Genomic DNA, 15,824 nt, shown 5'->3' on the forward strand with positions numbered 1-15,824 from the left:
ACATCATAAGTATAGGCAATCCTTGTCGGCTTCACATCCAACCCTAGCAACTTCGCAAATACTTTCTGTATTTCAAATTTTTCTAAAAGTTCCTTATCACGAATGTTATATTTATTGATAAGAACATCACTTTCCGGGTAACAATTTTTTCCACCACTCATATATTACGCTCCCAAATACTCAAATCTGTCAATTCTGACTTCCATCTCTTCCAACGTTATTTTCCCAAAGATATAGGAGTCCAAAACCTCCATAAACAATTCATCCGGACCATTTGTAGCACTTAACATAATAGCCATAGCATTTTCCACACTCTTTCTTCTCGCATCACATGCTTCTACATAACTTTGGCTGATAAGCATCCCCTTATATTGTAAAATAGTTCTCATCATATTTATAACGTATGCCGGAGGGTTTCTTCTTTCCTGTTCCCAATCTTTCAAAGTAGAAACCGGAACATCAAACATTTTAGCAAATTTACTCTGGCTCAATCCTGTTTGTAAACGCAATTCTCTCACTTCCATGATAACTACCTCCACTCATTTCTCTATATATAGTATACGGCATTGCCTACCATTATGCAAGATTTATCCCAAAACTATCTTTTCTAAAAACGCACAAAGTATTACTTTTTTCAAATACTTTGTGCATTTTTCAAAATATCAATCACAAAAACGGCGGTGAACCACAAAAAGCATGTCTTCACCGCCGCTTTCGAAACTTTAAAATTTTTCAATTTTTGAAACCCAAAAACCACGTCCCCGCCCCCCTTAAAAGAACTTGTTTTTCCGACATTTCGGGAAGTTTGGAAATCAAGCAAGCATAAATTCAATAAATTCTGCCTTATACTGTTCCATTTTTTCTTAAACCTCCTGTATTTACAAGGGTTCTAGGAAACCCCTATATTCTCAAAATCGCCTTACTACACACTTACTACACACTTTTGACGCTAGCTAGCTTTTTCCATCTTCATCATCTCAGTAAACAGTGTATCCTCTGTCACATGACAATACAAATCCATCGTCATCTGTAAAGAACCATGTCCTAAAATCTTCTGCAAAATTTTTGGTTGCATTCCATTCTCAATTGCTCTCGTAGCAAATGTATGTCGAAAACAATGTGGTGAAAACATCTCAAACTCTGGATGTTCTTTCTGTATACGATGAACACAAGCACTTATGCCTTCCTCCACAATAAACTGTTGTGTCGGTCTGTTGTTCTTCGTCACAAAAACCAAATCCTCATATCCTTCTGGAGCTTGTAAACCTTTTAATTCGATTTGGAGCTTCTTTGCTCGCTGTCGTCTTAACGCTTCATATGCTCGCTGAGTCAATGGAACGTCTCTTCGACCATTTTTCGTCTTCGTGTCATGCCACTCAAAAGTATACTTTCCATCCTTACGAAAATAACACAATGTATGCCTAATGTGTAATACTTTTTTCTTTTCCACTTCCTATACAGCCCCTTCTTTCTTCACAACAGAAACTACTGTTTTAAATAATATTTCTATATCCAAAGGAATTGAAATATTATTAGCATAAAATGTTTCCATTTCTACTCTTTCTTCATAAGATGTATCACTTCTACCATTTGCTGCCCAGTATCCTGTTACTCCTGGTTTTACACTTAAAACTTCTTCTTTGTGCTCTCCAAAAAGTTCAATTTCTCCATCAATAACAGCTCTAGGACCAACTAAACTCATTTCCCCTTTTAATACATTTATAAATTGAGGAAACTCATCTAAACTTGTTTTTCTTAAAATTTTTCCTATTTTTGTTATTCTTGGATCATCTTTTAATTTTTTATTTATTCTATATTCTTCTCTAGCTTCTTCATCTCTTTCAAGTAATTCGAAAAGTTTCTTATCTGCATCAGGTACCATTGTTCTAAATTTATATATGGTTATTGTTTTACCATTTTTTCCTAATCTTTCTTGTTTAAATAATATAGGTCCATCATTGTCAAGTTTAATTTTTATGGAAATTATTATTAAACAGGGTGATAATAATATTAATAAGATTATACTAAGAAGAATATCTAAAATTCTTTTTATTTTTGAGTAATTTTTGTTTTGCATAATACCTCCAAATTTTTTTGTATATTATAACATTTTTTTTGAAATAATACTTCTAATTTTTTATTTTTATAAATAAAATTTATTAGGTGATAAAATGGAGTTTAGAGTAGATAAAAAAATAGTTATAGATGCTTATCGTGGTGGAGAAGATATAGGTAGTAGTGCTAATGGTGTGGTTGAGAAAGATTATAATTTAAGAATTAGTAAGTATATATATGATAGATTGAAAGAGTTAGGTATACCTGTATCTATAACAAGGAATAGTGATGAAACATTAGATATAAATAATCGTATTAATAGAATTAAATCATTTTATGGAAGTGGTAATGATGTTATAGTTATATCTAATGCTATAAATACTAGTGATAATGGTGCTAAGATAGTATATGCTTTAAGAAATAGTAATTTATTAGCAGAGAATATTGCGAAAGAATTAGAAAAGAAGGGAATAAATGATATTAGATTTTATCAAAGGAGACTTCCTAGTGATACTTCAAAAGATTATAATCAACTAATAAGGGATACTGCTAATAATCAGAGTTTAATAATATATTATGGTAATAGCTAATTTTCAGGAAATAGATAAAAAACAGCAGGAAAGATGGGAGAAAGCAAAACTGTTCTCCGCGCCCCGTTTGCCTAAAACGGGCAAGAAGTTTTATTGTTTGGATATGTTCCCTTATCCGTCCGGGCACGGTTTGCACGTCGGACATCCTGAGGGCTATACGGCTTCGGACATATTAAGCAGATACAAAAGAATGAACGGTTTCGACGTCCTTCACCCTATGGGGTGGGACGCTTTCGGCCTTCCGGCGGAAAATTACGCTATCGCAACCGGCGTCCATCCGCGCATAACCACCCAAAAGAACGTGGACAACTTCAGAAGGCAAATAAAATCTTTCGGCATGATGTACGACTGGGACAGGGAAATAGACACCACCTCCCCGGAATATTACAAATGGACGCAATGGATATTTTTACAGCTTTTTAAAAAGGGCCTTGCATATCAAAGCACCGTGCCTATAAATTGGTGCCCTTCGTGCAAAACCGGTTTGGCCAACGAGGAAGTTTTTAACGGACGCTGCGAACGCTGCCAAACCCCGATAGAAAAGAAGAATCTCCGCCAATGGATGCTTAAGATTACGGCTTACGCAGAGCGTCTTCTTGAAGATTTGGAAGGCTTGGACTGGCCTTCTTCCACTTTGATGATGCAGCGCAACTGGATAGGCAAAAGCCAGGGGGCGGAAGTCAATTTTAAAGTGGAAGGTTCAGACGAAACTATTACCGTATTTACAACCAGGCCCGATACTCTTTTCGGCGCCACTTACATGGTGCTCGCGCCCGAACACGAACTTGTGTCCAAGATAACCGCGCCCGAACAAAAAGCGGCGGTGGAAGCTTACCAAAAACAGTCTGCGGCCAAGAGCGAATTTGAACGTTCCGACGCCGATAAGGAAAAAACCGGCGCGTTTACCGGCGCATACGCGATAAATCCTTTAAACGGCAGAAAGATACCCGTTTGGATAGCCGATTACGTGCTTACAGGTTACGGCACCGGCGCGATTATGGCCGTGCCCGCTCATGACGACAGGGACTACGCCTTCGCCAAGAAATTCAATTTGCCTATTATAGAAGTTATAAAAAGCGAAGAAGGCGTGGCCGAAAAAGCTTTTACAGGCGACGGCGAACTTATAAATTCCGATTTTCTTAACGGTATGCGCGTGGCCGACTCCAAAGCCGCAATGATTAAATATATGGAAGAAAAGGGCTTTGGCAAAGCAAAGACCACTTACCGTTTGCGCGATTGGGTTTTCTCCCGCCAGAGATACTGGGGCGAGCCTATACCGATAGTCCATTGCGAAAAATGCGGCGTAGTGCCTTTGCCCGAAAGCGAACTTCCCTTAAGACTGCCGGAAGTCGAAAAATTCGAACCGAGCGGTACCGGGGAATCCCCGCTTGCCAATATCACCGATTGGATTAATACCACCTGCCCCCACTGCGGCGGACCCGCCAAGAGGGAAACCAACACCATGCCGCAATGGGCCGGTTCCTGCTGGTACTATTTAAGGTATATGGACAATAAAAACGATAAAGCTTTGGTCGACCCGGAAATTGAAAAGGCTTACGGCCCGGTGGACTGCTATATCGGCGGAGCGGAACACGCGGTTTTGCACCTTCTCTATTCCAGATTTTGGCATAAAGTGCTTTACGATTTGGGCGTAGTTCACACCAAAGAGCCTTATACAAAATTAAGACATCAGGGGATGATTTTGGCTTTCTCTTACCGTGACGAAGCGGGCAATTATCACACTTATGAGGAAATTGATTTTTCCGATCCGGCCAACCCGAAGCTTAAAGCCAACGGCGCAAAGCTTACTTCCATGATCGAGAAGATGAGCAAATCCAAAAAGAACGTCATCAACCCCGATGATATTTTGAAGGAATACGGCGCGGACGCTTTCAGAGCTTATGAAATGTTCATGGGCCCGTTTGACGCAAGCAAACCTTGGGATATGCGCGGCATAGAGGGCGTATCCAGATTCTTAAAGAGGATATATTCCTGGGCGGACGAAGCCGAAATTTCAAAAGAAGCGGCTTTGCCCAAAGAGCTTGAAATTTTAAAGCACAAAACTATCAAGAAAGTCAGCGACGATATTGAATCTTTCAGTTTCAATACCGCGGTTTCGGCTTTAATGATATATTTTAACGAACTTTCAAAATATAAGAAAGTCGATGAAGACAGCTTCTCCGTCTTCCTTAAACTTCTGCATCCTTTCGCGCCGCATCTTACGGACGAAATTTGGCAGAACGCCGGCAAGGAAACTTTCCTGCTGAATGAAGCTTGGCCAACCTTTAACAAAGATTTGCTTCTTGAGGAGCAAATAGAAATAGGCGTGCAGATAAACGGCAAGATAAAAGACAGAGTAAAGCTGGCGGCGAACTCGGATAAAGACGCTCACGAAAAAGCCGCATTGGCTTCGCCTAAAATTCAAGCTTTGCTTAAAGGCGTGAATATAGTTAAAATTATAGTTGTGCCGGGCAAAATGGTAAGCATAGTGGTCCGCCCGGCTTAGGAGCTTTATGAAAAAATATCTTATATTTCTTTTGGCCTTTTTTGCTTTGGGCTGCGCTGAGGTTGACAATCAAATCTATTACAGCCCCAATGCGCAGATTATGCCCCAGCATATAACTAAAATCCATGTCCGTCCGTTTATCAACAGGACGGAAGTCTTCGCTTTGGAAGATAGACTGACGATAGAAGTCGTGGATGAGTTCCTGCGCAACGGCAGTTATAATATAACCAATGAAGCGCAGGCCAACGGCGTTTTGGCCGGGGAAATATTAAGATATTTGCTCGTTCCCGTACAGTATGACACTCGCTTGGTTCCTACCGTGTACCGTATGGAAGTTCTGCTTAAAGTGCGCTTTATAGATAAAGACACTCAAAAAACCGTGTGGGAGGAACCCGCTTTACAGCAAATTTATACTTATTCGGCTTCCACTCTGCCCGGCGGTATGACGGAAGAGCAGGCGCGCGAACAGCTTTGGAAGAATTTTTCCAAAATGATAGTAAAGCGTACGGTTGAAGGTTTCGGCTCCGTAGGCAGCGAAATACGCCAAAGAGCGCAGGTAAACAACGAACAAACGACCATTACCAGATAATGCCCAAGATAACTTTTACCCAGCTTTCCAAAGATTTAAAGAAAGGCGTCCTCGCCCCCGTATATCTTTTTACGGGGGATGACGTTTACCGCAAAAGGGAAGTTGCGGACAAAATAAAAGAGATTGTCAATCCCGACGATTTTAACTTCGTTAAGGAGGATGCTTCGTCCTGCAATATCGGGGAGCTTATCAGTTTGGCCGGAACCGCGCCGGTGTTCAACGCAAAGCGTTTGATTGTGCTTAATAACGCGGACAAACTTAAAAAAGCCGCGGCGGAGGCCTTGGCGTCTTATTTGGAAAATCCTCTTGAAACAACCTGTCTTGTAATTATGCATAATGACGCCAAAAAAGCCAAAAAGGATAAAACGCTTGAAGATTCCTGCTCGGAAGCCTGCGTTATAACGGCTTTTGACGAACTTAAAAGCAATCAGCTTGGCCCTTGGATAGAAGAACATTTGGCGGTCAAAGGTTTTAAAATAGAACCCGAAGCCCTGATTTTGTTGCAGGAGATTGTGGGTTCCGATTTGGTCGCGCTGAATACGGAAATAGAAAAGCTTTCTTTATATCTTTTAGACTCCGAAGATAAAACCGTTCGTCAGGCCGATATTTTGGCTTCCGTCGGTTTGAGTAAAGAGGAAAACCCCTTCGCGCTCAGCAACGCCGTGTTGGACTGCAACCGCCAGGAGGCTTTAAAACTGGCTCAAAAACTTTTGGACGGGGGGGAGGAACCCGTCAGCGTTTTAAACAAAATAAGCGCGTGCGCTTTAAAAATGCTTAGGATAAAAAGGCTCAGCGAAGCCGGCTTAACCGGGCCTGCTCTTTTGCAGGCGGCGGGGCTGCTTCCGTGGGAAAGCCGCCTTGCGGCCAAGGCTTATATAATGCCGTCTTCCGCCTCGCTTTGCCGCGCTTTGGATAAAATTATAGAAACGGATATGGCTTTTAAGTCTTCTTCCGCCGGGGAGCCGTCTATACAAATAAAAGGTATAATACTTACTTTGCTCAGCAAATAGAAAATTTAATTAAAATGTTGCATAAAATGCGACAAAAAGATAAAATATATATACTTATTTAAGAGGTAATGAAACATGGCAAAATTGAAAACAGGGCGTCATACAAGCGCGCTTAAAGCTCAAAGACAGTCTGAAAAAAGGAATTCCGCCAATACGGGCCTTAAAAAAGCTGTCCGCTTAGCCGCCAAAGAAGTGGCTAAATTAAAAACAGCCGAAAGCGTATCAAAGGCCTCTTCCGCTTTAGATAAAGCCGCAAAGAAAGGTGTAATCCACTGGAAAGCGGCCGGCAGGAAGAAATCCCGCTTGGCTAAGTCCGTAAATAAAGCTGAAAGCAAATAGTTTTTCCGGCGATAAAAGCGCGGTCGTTTTACTTCCGCGCTTTTTTTAACGCAGGAGCCTGCGTCAAATTCCGTTCGGGCCTTATGGCTTTGCCGTAAAGCTTTTTAATTGTTATAATTTTAGAAGACTTTATATCGTTTTGCGCCTGTAGCTCAACTGGAAGAGCAGATCCGTCCTAAGGATAAGGTTGTAGGTTCGATTCCTATCGGGCGCGCACTTTTAAAAACCCGCATTAAGTTGCGGGTTTTTTGATGGGCTCTTTTTAGCTATTCGGTCTAAGTTTTGTTCTCATTGCTAACAGGCTTTAATATTTAGGCAAATTTTGATTTTTTACTCACTTGGATACTGCGCCGCCAAAGGCGGCATCATTCTTAGTATACCGCGTTCGTAAGAAAATAAAAATTTTCCGCAAATATGAAAAATCACGCCTGTTATAATCTCGCATGCCTGTTGCTCGCGTTAAGTTGTTTCTTCATGCCTACTGCTTTTTTCAAATTTTTAAAACTTATTGTTACCACATAACTTAATAACTTACTTAAAAAATAATTTATTATTTATACTCCAATATATAAATTTATCCGGTCGTAAAATGCTTCCATAGCTAATGTAGGCCGGGCTTTGCCCGACAAAGGGAAACTCCTTTTAACATCAGGCAAAGCCTGCGGTACGAATATCCTCGGTTTATTCATTTCCGGCGACATGTCAGTTGAAGCCGCAAAGAAAAACGGCGGTATTACTAAGGTTTCTTCCGTAAACAAAGAAATCAAAGGTTACGCCGTATACGCGGAAGTCTGCACGGTCGTTACCGGCAGATAATATATTTGCCTTTAAAAAACCCCGCTTTATTTAAAAAGCGGGGTCTTTTTGTTTAAATTATAGTTTTATGCAATTAAGAAACTAAAACTTCAAAAGTTTTAACTTTTGCTTTTCTGCCGTTTTCCACTTTGATGTTTACGTTGGATGTTTTTATCCTGTTCAGTTGTTTAAATTTACTGCTTCACTTTTATGCTATCATAAGGGCTGTACATCCGAAAGAGCCAAAAGCCCTACTGCCGGTATAGGCCTAATCGGCATAATAGAGATTATATAATATGGATTAAAAATCCCCCCGTTTCAGCGGGGGGAACTTTTATTTTAATTCTTCCAGTATTTCGATATCTTCTTCTTCCGTTTCCGCTTCCGCCGGTTTTTTTATTTCTCCTGTTTGCGGGGCCGTCTGAGTGGCTGCAAGCTGTTTTTCTATTTTATTGACGCGTCTTTGCGCTTTTGTCGCGTAAGCGTCCGCGGGGCGGCTTATAATAAGCTTTTGATAGAGTTCCTTGGCTTTTTGATAATTAGCCAGCCTTTCGTTAATCATGCCGGCTTCATATAAAGCTTTGGCTGCCTGTGCGGAGGAAGGATATTTTGCGATAATTTCCTCATAAGCTTTAAGCTCGCTGTAGTCGTCTTTAAGCTTGCGGGAATAAATCTCCGCCGCCAGCAATTTGCAGTTTATAAATTTGCTTTCGTCTTTGGCGAAAATCTTTGCGGTTTTGTTAAGCGTATCCGTTGCGCCGGCGTAATCTTTCATTTTTTTATTTTGCAAATCGGCTTTGTAAAGGGAGGCCTCGTAAGCTTTGGCGCGCTGACCCGTTTTAAGATAGGCTTCGGCGGCTTTTGTAATATTTTCCACTGCGGAAGAATAATCGCGCTGATTGTCGTTCATTATCGCCATATGGTTGTAGGTCGTCGCTATTTCTATGGAATTGGGGAAATTCTTTATAACGCCGTTATAATAGTAAGCGGCCTGATTATAGTCTTTAAGTTCGCCTGCGTAAATATCGCCGAGCATTCTTAATGAGGCGGCTTTGTATTTTGTTGAAGGATAAATGTCGTAAACTTTTTGGTATTGCATTATCGCCGCTTGATAATTTTTATTGAAGCGTTCCAAATCGCCGAGCATCAATTCCATTTTGTCTTTATTGCCGTATACCGGGAAGCGCGCAAAAAAACTTCTGTATTCGGTGTTTAAAGGTTCGTAAGAGCCTTTAATTCCCAGACGTGTCGCCGAGGAAAGAAACTCGGCCATTCTGTCGTCGGAATCTTTCGGCACCGATTTTAAAGCGTAAGCTTTTTTTAAATTTTCCCTTTCCGCTTTTGGCATATTTTCTATAACGGTGTTAAACAAAGCCGCGGCCTGCGGAGCGTTGCCGGAATTGGGGAATTCATATTTATGCCTTAGCAGCGTTACGAAAGCGGCCGGATATTTTTTTATTCTTACTTCCGTCCCGGCTTTGAGCACCAAGGCGTCGTCCGCGCCGGATAAAGAATAATTTTTATCCAGCCATGCGCCTAACTGGCGGTCAAGGCTTTCAAGCAGTTTTTTGTCTTCGCTTTGGCCTTGCTTTTTATAGAAGTTAAGTTCGGCCAGCGCGCTTTGCGCCGATAAATCCACGGCGCAGAACAAAAGCGCCGCCGCCAAAACAATATATTTTATTTTATTCATCAAAATTACCTGTAATTAGTAAATTGCAGTTCAAGGCCGAAGTCTTTGCCTTTCAAAAGAGCTATGGTTTGCTGCAAAGCGTCTTTTGAGGCCGAGCTGACTCTAAGCTGATCGCCCTGTATCGAAGCCGAAACTTTCAGTTTGCTTTCTTTGATAAGTTTGGTCATTTCTTTGGCTTTGTCGGAAGGTATGCCTTGCTGTATTTTAACTTCCTGCTTGGCCGTGCCGCCCAAAGCGGCCTCTATTTTCTGCGGCTGGAAATTCTTTAAAGCCACGCCTTTTTTTGCAAGCCTCGTCAAAAGAATATCGTATAAAGCTTTTACTTTATATTCGTCCGCGCAGCTGATTTTTATTAAATTTTCCTTGGATACAAGCTCCAAATCGGGGTTGGAACCTTTAAAATCATATCTGTTTGTAACTTCTTTTTTGGCTACGCTGATAGCCTCTTCAATTAAATTTAAATCTACTTTTGATACTACGTCAAAAGAAAAATCCGCCATAAAAGCACCTCCGTATTTTTCTATTATAGTATTTTAAGCCGCTTTTTAACAGGCGCGGACGCGCGCGTTTGATTTAAAATATTTTAAAATGTAGAATGGACTTATAAAATTATCATAAAGGAGAGTTCATCAATGGCAAATATTGCTGCTTTAATCGGCGTAGTCTTGTTTATTGCGATAGGCTACGCTCTCAGTTCCAACAGAAAAGCTATTAACTGGCGCACGATTTTGTGGGCTTTCGGTCTGCAAGTGGTGTTCGGCGTTTTGATTTTGAAGACTTCCGCCGGCGTTGCGGTCTTTGATTATTTAAACGACGCCATATTAAAAGTTCTTGACTTCCAAAAAGCCGGCGCGGAAATGGTGTTCGGCGGTTTGGCCAGCCAGGAAAAATTCGGTTATATCTTCGCTTTCCAGGTCATACCGACGATTGTTTTCTTTTCGGCCTTGATGTCTCTTTTATATTATTTGGGCATAATGCAAAAAGTGGTTTACGTGTTTGCTTTGGTGCTGGGCAAGCTTTGCAAACTCTCCGGCGCGGAAAGCTTAAGCGCGGCGGCCAATATCTTCGTAGGACAGACGGAAGCTCCGCTTTTGATTAAGCCTTATGTCGAAAAAATGACTAAATCCGAACTTATGTGCGTTATGACCGGCGGTATGGCCACCGTTGCGGGCGGCGTGCTTGCGGCGTATATCATAATGCTTAAAGATACCGTCCCCGGCATAGCCGGCCACCTTATGGCCGCCAGCGTTATGGGCGCGCCGGCCGGCGTGATGTTCTCCAAATTATTGGTCCCGGAAACTGAAAAACCGGTAACTTTGGGCGTCGCCAAAATTGATTATAAAGACCCCAGCGCAAACGTGCTCGACGCGATTTCAAACGGCACTTCCACCGGTTTGCAGCTTGCTTTAAACGTAGCGGCCATGCTTATAGCTTTTACGGCTTTAATCGCTTTGTGCAGCGGCATAGTGGAATGGATTACCGGGTGGTTTTTGGCCAAAGCTTTAACGATTGAGCAGATTTTCGGATATGTTTTCTCTCCTTTTGCTTGGCTTATGGGTGTACCCACCGACGAAATGGTTTTGGCCGGGCAGTTAATCGGGGAAAAGACCGTCCTCAACGAGTTTGTGGCTTACGCCAATTTCTCTTCCATTCTTAACGCCGGCACCATTGAGATGAGCTTAAGAACCAAAGTCATTTTAAGCTATTCTCTCTGCGGCTTTGCGAACTTCTCTTCCATCGGTATACAAATCGGCGGAATCGGGGCTATCGCTCCTTCCAGAAGGGCGGATCTTTCCCGCTTGGGCTTTAAGGCTTTAATAGCCGGTTTGCTGGCCAGCTGCCTTAGAGGCATTATAGCGGGCCTGCTGGTTCACTGAGTTTTTTGTTCCTTAATAAAAATCCCCCGGCTTAAAACCGGGGGATTTTTTGTCGGAACTCTTAAACCTATTTAAGCAAAGCTTCTTTTAAACATTCGCTTACGGTAGGATGAGCGAAAATGACTTTGCCGGCCTCTTTGGCTTTTATCTTAAAAGTCATAGCCATAAGCGGAATATGTATCATTTCTCCGGCGCCGGGGCCTACTATTTGCGCGCCCAATACAAGCCCGGTTTCTTCGTCTTCAATAATTTGGGCGAAGCCTTCCGTTTCTCCTTGCGCCACGGCTCTTCCGTTTGCCAACATAAAACTTTTTTTGGCTCTTGCTTTGTAACCTTGTGCAAGGGCTTTCTTTAAAGTCAGCCCGACGGAGGCGGCTTCCGGCCAAGTGTATATGGCGGAGGGGACGAGGTTGTTATCATATTCCGCGGGCAGGCCCATAATATTTAAAGCGGCGGTTTCGCCCTGCGCCGTTGCGGCGTGCGCCAGCTGACAAAGACGGTTGATATCGCCTGCGGCGTAAATGTTATCTTTTGCCTGCATGGTTTTAGGGTTTACTTTTACTGCTTTTGCGTCATACTCTACGCCGGCGGCCTCCAAATTAAGGTTTTGGAAATCCGGCGTTCTGCCCACAGCCGCCAGCACCAAATCGGCTTCTAAGGTTTGCCCTCCGGCCAGGCGTATTGTTTTGACGCCGTTTTCAACGCTCATATCTTCCGCTGAGGTTGAAGTCATTATTTTAATGCCGCGCTTCTCAAAAGAAGTTTTCAAAACTCTTGAAATGCTTTCGTCTTCAAGCGGGAGTATGCTGGGGGCAAGTTCTACTATCGTGCTCTGTACGCCCAAAGCGTTGAATATGCAGGCGAACTCGCAGCCTATTACGCCGCCGCCTATTATTACGGCCCGTTTTGGCAATTCTGTTATTGTAAAGATATTACTGTTGTCGTAAAGATGTTCTTTGTATTTATCAAACGGAGGGGGATAGAAAGCTTTTGAACCCGTCGCTATTATCACGGCGTCGAAAGCCATCTCTTCCCCGTTGATTTTTACGGAATTCGGCGAGGTGAAAGAAGCCTCTCCCTCAATATAATTGACTTTTGCCGCTTTAAACAAGGCCAGTACTCCCCTTTGCAGTTTATCCACCGCCGCCTGCCTGCGTGCCTGTATCTTTGCAAAATCAAAAGAATTAAAAAAAGCGTCGCCGGCTTCCGGGTTTGATGAAAGTGTTTTAGCCTCTTTAACGGTGTAAAACCTGTGTGCGGCGTCCAGTAAAGATTTTGAAGGTATGCACCCGCAGTTTAAACAAACGCCGCCGGCTTTGTTTTTTTCAACTACGGTAACTTCCGCGCCCAAGGCGGCCAATTTAAGCGCGGCAGGATATCCGGCCGGGCCGGAACCTATAACCAAAACTTTTTTACTCATAAATCCCCCGTTTAAAATATTTCATGATAAAAGTATATAATATTTATATGGAAAAACCCTCTTACAGCGGCCACAGAGCCAGATTAAGGAAACGGTTTGAAAACGCCGGTCTTTCCTCTTTATTGGAGCATGAAATCCTTGAACTTTTGCTTACTTACGCCATAAGCCGTAAGGATACCAAACCTTTGGCTTGGGCTTTGCTTAAAAAATTCGGTTCTTTAGGCTCGGTTTTAGACGCGACTCCGTCCGAACTCGGCGAAGTCCCGGGCATCGGCAAGCACAGCGCGCTGTTTATCAGGCTTGTAAGGGAGGTTATGCGTTTTTATTTCTTGGAAGAAGTTAAAAAACGCAAGGAAATCACAACGCCCGAAAACGTCGTGGATTTCTGCCGCGCCTCTTTGCAGGGGGAGCCTAACGAAGTCTTTGAAGTTATTTATCTTACCACCCGCAATACGGTTATAGGCGTTGAGCGCATTTCCACCGGCACTATAGACAGGGCCAGCATATCCCCCAGAAAAATAATAGAACAGGCTTTAAAACGCCGCGCTGCGGCTTTGATTTTTGTACATAATCATCCTTCGGGCGAACCCGATCCTTCCGCCGAAGACAGAGCCCTTACCGAAACTCTTTCGCGCATAGCCGCGCCTTTGGGCATATCGGTTTTGGATCATATCGTTGTGGGCAAAGGAAAGTTTTTCAGTATAAGGGCAAACAGCTTCATAAAAACCAAAAAGGAGAAAGTATGACGACTTTGCTTAAACAAGTGCTTAAAGGGCAGGTATATCCGGCCATGGGCTGTACGGAACCTGTTTCCGTCGCGCTTTGCGCCGCCAACGCTTCGGCTTTGCATAAAGGGCGTATAAAGAAAGCGGTTGTTTTCGTAGATTCCGCCACTTTTAAAAACGGCCTTGGCGTAAGAATCCCAAACACCGACGGGGAAAAGGGCAATCTTTTGGCGGCGGCTTTGGGGCTTTTGACGGCAAAACCGAAACTCGGCATGGAAATACTTAAAGGGGTGTCTTCTTCCGTTTTGAAAAAAGCCAAGATAATGCTTGAGGAAAAAGCCGTAACTATAAAAGTGAAGAATCAAAAAGGTTTTTATATAAAGACGGAAGTTCTGTTCGAAGACGGATATAAAACCAAGGCCGTAATAAGCGGATGTCATACGGCGGTAACTTATCTTGAAGACAACGGCCGCGTGCTTATAGACGTCAAGGCGGAAGTTAAAACCGGCAAAAGCGAAGGGGATTTTAAGAGGCTTTTGGCCAAGTCTTCTTTGGCTGATTTGGTGCGCGAAGCCCAAAACGCGGACGATGAAGATTTGGCTTACATTAAAGAAGGCGCTTTAATGAATTTGGCCGCGGCCAAAAAAGGCGCGAACCTTAAGAAGGTGGGTTTTTATTTAAGCGAATTGGTAAAGCTCGGCATGCTTGATAAAAACCTTATAAATTCCGCCAAGATATTGGCTTCCCAGGCGGCGGACGCGCGTATGGACGGAATAGCCGTCCCCGTTATGAGCAGCGGTGAAAGCGGCAATCAGGGCATAGTGGCGGTACTGGTTCCCTATCACGTCGGCAAACGGTTAAAAATTAAAGAAAAGATTATTTTGCAAAGCATAGCCCTTTCGCATTTGCTTAACGGTTACGTGAAAGCTTTTACGGGCGATTTGGCGCCTATTTGCGGCTGCGCCATAGCCGCTGGAGTCGGCGCCTCGGCCGCGATAGTTTACCAGCAGAAAGGTGCGGATTTAAAAGCCATAACCTTGGCCGTAAATAATATCATAAGCGATATCGGCGGTATGCTCTGCGACGGAGCAAAAAGCGGCTGCGCTTTAAAAGTGGTAAGTTCGGTGGATTCCGCTTTAAGGGCGGCTTTTATGGGCATGAATCATTACGGCATTACGGAAGTGGAAGGCTTTATCGGCAAAACGGCTGAAGCGACGATACAGAACTTAAGCCGCATTTCCACGGTCGGCATGGTAAAAGTGGATACCACCATTGTGGACATAATGAAGAGCAAAACCAAATAATTATGAACATTTCCATTATATTGGTCCGTCCAAGGAACCCTCAAAATATCGGCGCGGCTGCGCGTGCGATGGGTAACTTCGGCCTTAGCGATTTAAGGGTCGTAGATCCTTACGAACCTGTCTGGCGGGAAGCCGTTTCCGCCGTCGGCGCGCATGAAATACTGCAAAACGCCAAATGGTATTCTTCTTTAAAAGAAGCTCTTTTTGACGCGGATTTGGTTTTGGCTACCACCGCTTTAAAGAACCGCAAAATCAATCAGGAGATAGTTTCCCTGCCGGATATAAGCGCGTATTTGAAAGAGAGCGGAAGCGAAAACTGCGCGATAATTTTCGGCCCGGAAAAGACGGGGCTTTCTTCGGAAGATATTTCTTTGGCGCACTGCGTGCTCAATATACCCACTACGGCAAAAGTGCCTTCAATAAATTTAGCGCAGGCGGTTATTTTATGCTGCTATGAGCTTGCGCAGACGGAAAGTTCCGCGCGGGGGGCAAAGTTCAAAAAGCCTTCTTTTAAAGAGGTTGAAATCGTACAAAACAATATAACGAAAATGCTTGCTTTTCTTGATTTGCCGCCCGTTTTGGGGGAGAAAGTCCGCTCGCGCCGTTTGGCGGAATTGGCCTCAAAGCGTATGCTGGATAAAGAGGATTTATTTTTTATAAACTCGATAGTAAATAAAATAATTTCAGCATTTATATTTGGTACATCATATAATAACTCATCTAAATTTATATCATAATTAAATTTAGAATACAAGGAAAAAATATCGCACAAAGTTACAAATTTCTACATAGTATATTATATCCCTTAAAATTTTGAGGTGATATAATATGCAAATAAAAAAAGGAGATATTGTAGCAAGATTTTCATATAACAGCGATATTTTATTTTTTGTTCACAAAATACTAGAAAAAAAAGCGATTTTA

General features: G+C 42.8%; 16 protein-coding genes and 1 tRNA gene. 11 read left to right on the plus strand and 6 right to left on the minus strand.

Annotated features, from left to right (window positions below):
• Positions 1-164: 164 nt before the first annotated feature.
• The 3 genes from ACQY26_RS02920 to ACQY26_RS02930 form a co-directional block, all read right to left on the minus strand.
• Positions 165-524: a helix-turn-helix domain-containing protein gene (locus tag ACQY26_RS02920; protein ID WP_428047593.1), complete on the minus strand. Its 360-nt coding sequence runs from the start codon at positions 522-524 to the stop codon at positions 165-167.
• Positions 525-949: 425 nt separating this feature from the next.
• Positions 950-1,450 (minus strand): site-specific integrase, encoded by a 501-nt coding sequence (locus ACQY26_RS02925; protein ID WP_428047595.1) that lies wholly within the window; start codon positions 1,448-1,450, stop codon positions 950-952.
• A 3-nt stretch (positions 1,451-1,453) separates the two neighbouring features.
• Positions 1,454-2,077 (minus strand): sugar transferase, encoded by a 624-nt coding sequence (locus ACQY26_RS02930; protein WP_428047596.1) that lies wholly within the window; start codon positions 2,075-2,077, stop codon positions 1,454-1,456.
• A gap of 94 nt (positions 2,078-2,171) precedes the next feature.
• Between ACQY26_RS02930 and ACQY26_RS02935 the strand changes: the two genes are divergently transcribed.
• The 7 genes from ACQY26_RS02935 to ACQY26_RS02965 all read left to right on the plus strand — a co-directional run bounded on the left by ACQY26_RS02935 (position 2,172) and on the right by ACQY26_RS02965 (position 7,905).
• Positions 2,172-2,645 (plus strand): N-acetylmuramoyl-L-alanine amidase family protein, encoded by a 474-nt coding sequence (locus ACQY26_RS02935; protein ID WP_428047597.1) that lies wholly within the window; start codon positions 2,172-2,174, stop codon positions 2,643-2,645.
• Positions 2,632-5,151 carry a leucine--tRNA ligase gene (leuS, locus tag ACQY26_RS02940; RefSeq protein ID WP_428047598.1) on the plus strand — a complete coding sequence of 840 codons (2,520 nt, stop codon included), beginning with the start codon at positions 2,632-2,634 and terminating at the stop codon, positions 5,149-5,151. The genes ACQY26_RS02935 and leuS overlap by 14 nt, the downstream gene beginning before the upstream one ends.
• Before the next feature lie 7 nt (positions 5,152-5,158).
• The gene (gene lptE, locus ACQY26_RS02945; RefSeq protein ID WP_428047599.1) at positions 5,159-5,740 is read left to right on the plus strand and encodes an LPS assembly lipoprotein LptE; all 582 of its coding nucleotides are present in this window, start codon (positions 5,159-5,161) and stop codon (positions 5,738-5,740) included.
• On the plus strand, positions 5,740-6,750 hold the full coding sequence (holA, locus tag ACQY26_RS02950) for a DNA polymerase III subunit delta (protein WP_428047601.1): 1,011 nt from the start codon (positions 5,740-5,742) through the stop codon (positions 6,748-6,750). Before lptE ends, holA begins: the two co-directional genes overlap by 1 nt.
• Positions 6,751-6,825: 75 nt before the next feature.
• Positions 6,826-7,089, plus strand: coding sequence for a 30S ribosomal protein S20 (rpsT, locus tag ACQY26_RS02955; RefSeq protein ID WP_428047602.1), 264 nt, complete (start codon positions 6,826-6,828; stop codon positions 7,087-7,089).
• Positions 7,090-7,230: 141 nt separating this feature from the next.
• Positions 7,231-7,303, plus strand: a tRNA-Arg gene (locus tag ACQY26_RS02960).
• Between the two features lie 404 nt (positions 7,304-7,707).
• Positions 7,708-7,905 (plus strand): TRL domain-containing protein, encoded by a 198-nt coding sequence (locus ACQY26_RS02965; protein ID WP_428047603.1) that lies wholly within the window; start codon positions 7,708-7,710, stop codon positions 7,903-7,905.
• A gap of 313 nt (positions 7,906-8,218) precedes the next feature.
• Here the strand turns inward: ACQY26_RS02965 and ACQY26_RS02970 are convergent, their stop codons facing one another.
• Both ACQY26_RS02970 and ACQY26_RS02975 read right to left on the minus strand, forming a co-directional pair.
• Positions 8,219-9,574, minus strand: a complete 1,356-nt coding sequence (locus tag ACQY26_RS02970; protein WP_428047604.1) for a tetratricopeptide repeat protein — start codon at positions 9,572-9,574, stop codon at positions 8,219-8,221.
• Between the two features lie 5 nt (positions 9,575-9,579).
• Positions 9,580-10,074 (minus strand): YajQ family cyclic di-GMP-binding protein, encoded by a 495-nt coding sequence (locus ACQY26_RS02975; RefSeq protein ID WP_428047606.1) that lies wholly within the window; start codon positions 10,072-10,074, stop codon positions 9,580-9,582.
• Positions 10,075-10,206: 132 nt separating this feature from the next.
• On the opposite strand from ACQY26_RS02975, the gene ACQY26_RS02980 reads away from it, so the two are divergent.
• Positions 10,207-11,451, plus strand: coding sequence for a NupC/NupG family nucleoside CNT transporter (locus ACQY26_RS02980; RefSeq protein ID WP_428047607.1), 1,245 nt, complete (start codon positions 10,207-10,209; stop codon positions 11,449-11,451).
• Between the two features lie 67 nt (positions 11,452-11,518).
• Here the strand turns inward: ACQY26_RS02980 and lpdA are convergent, their stop codons facing one another.
• Entirely contained in the window at positions 11,519-12,871 is a 1,353-nt protein-coding gene (gene lpdA, locus ACQY26_RS02985; protein WP_428047608.1) for a dihydrolipoyl dehydrogenase, read from the minus strand.
• Positions 12,872-12,918: 47 nt separating this feature from the next.
• Between lpdA and radC the strand changes: the two genes are divergently transcribed.
• From radC to ACQY26_RS03000, 3 genes are read left to right on the plus strand one after another with little or no spacing between them, the layout of a single operon-like run.
• Positions 12,919-13,617 (plus strand): RadC family protein, encoded by a 699-nt coding sequence (gene radC, locus ACQY26_RS02990; RefSeq protein ID WP_428047609.1) that lies wholly within the window; start codon positions 12,919-12,921, stop codon positions 13,615-13,617.
• Positions 13,614-14,900, plus strand: coding sequence for a serine dehydratase subunit alpha family protein (locus tag ACQY26_RS02995; protein ID WP_428047610.1), 1,287 nt, complete (start codon positions 13,614-13,616; stop codon positions 14,898-14,900). Before radC ends, ACQY26_RS02995 begins: the two co-directional genes overlap by 4 nt.
• A 2-nt stretch (positions 14,901-14,902) precedes the next feature.
• Complete coding sequence (locus ACQY26_RS03000) at positions 14,903-15,637, plus strand: RNA methyltransferase (RefSeq protein ID WP_428047611.1); 735 nt, start codon at positions 14,903-14,905, stop codon at positions 15,635-15,637.
• Positions 15,638-15,824 lie beyond the last annotated feature (187 nt).

This window comes from Candidatus Proelusimicrobium excrementi (assembly GCF_937881865.1).
Classification (GTDB): domain Bacteria; phylum Elusimicrobiota; class Elusimicrobia; order Elusimicrobiales; family Elusimicrobiaceae; genus Proelusimicrobium; species Proelusimicrobium excrementi.

What these genes read in the sequence shown, in the direction of transcription:
- ACQY26_RS02920 (WP_428047593.1), bottom strand. Translation starts at nt 524, where the DNA reads ATGGAAGTGAGAGAATTGCGTTTACAAACAGGATTGAGCCAGAGTAAA.
- ACQY26_RS02930 (WP_428047596.1), bottom strand. Translation starts at nt 2,077, where the DNA reads ATGCAAAACAAAAATTACTCAAAAATAAAAAGAATTTTAGATATTCTT.
- ACQY26_RS02935 (WP_428047597.1), top strand. Translation starts at nt 2,172, where the DNA reads ATGGAGTTTAGAGTAGATAAAAAAATAGTTATAGATGCTTATCGTGGT.
- leuS (WP_428047598.1), top strand. Translation starts at nt 2,632, where the DNA reads ATGGTAATAGCTAATTTTCAGGAAATAGATAAAAAACAGCAGGAAAGA.
- lptE (WP_428047599.1), top strand. Translation starts at nt 5,159, where the DNA reads ATGAAAAAATATCTTATATTTCTTTTGGCCTTTTTTGCTTTGGGCTGC.
- holA (WP_428047601.1), top strand. Translation starts at nt 5,740, where the DNA reads ATGCCCAAGATAACTTTTACCCAGCTTTCCAAAGATTTAAAGAAAGGC.
- rpsT (WP_428047602.1), top strand. Translation starts at nt 6,826, where the DNA reads ATGGCAAAATTGAAAACAGGGCGTCATACAAGCGCGCTTAAAGCTCAA.
- ACQY26_RS02970 (WP_428047604.1), bottom strand. Translation starts at nt 9,574, where the DNA reads ATGAATAAAATAAAATATATTGTTTTGGCGGCGGCGCTTTTGTTCTGC.
- ACQY26_RS02975 (WP_428047606.1), bottom strand. Translation starts at nt 10,074, where the DNA reads ATGGCGGATTTTTCTTTTGACGTAGTATCAAAAGTAGATTTAAATTTA.
- ACQY26_RS02980 (WP_428047607.1), top strand. Translation starts at nt 10,207, where the DNA reads ATGGCAAATATTGCTGCTTTAATCGGCGTAGTCTTGTTTATTGCGATA.
- lpdA (WP_428047608.1), bottom strand. Translation starts at nt 12,871, where the DNA reads ATGAGTAAAAAAGTTTTGGTTATAGGTTCCGGCCCGGCCGGATATCCT.
- radC (WP_428047609.1), top strand. Translation starts at nt 12,919, where the DNA reads ATGGAAAAACCCTCTTACAGCGGCCACAGAGCCAGATTAAGGAAACGG.
- ACQY26_RS02995 (WP_428047610.1), top strand. Translation starts at nt 13,614, where the DNA reads ATGACGACTTTGCTTAAACAAGTGCTTAAAGGGCAGGTATATCCGGCC.
- ACQY26_RS03000 (WP_428047611.1), top strand. Translation starts at nt 14,903, where the DNA reads ATGAACATTTCCATTATATTGGTCCGTCCAAGGAACCCTCAAAATATC.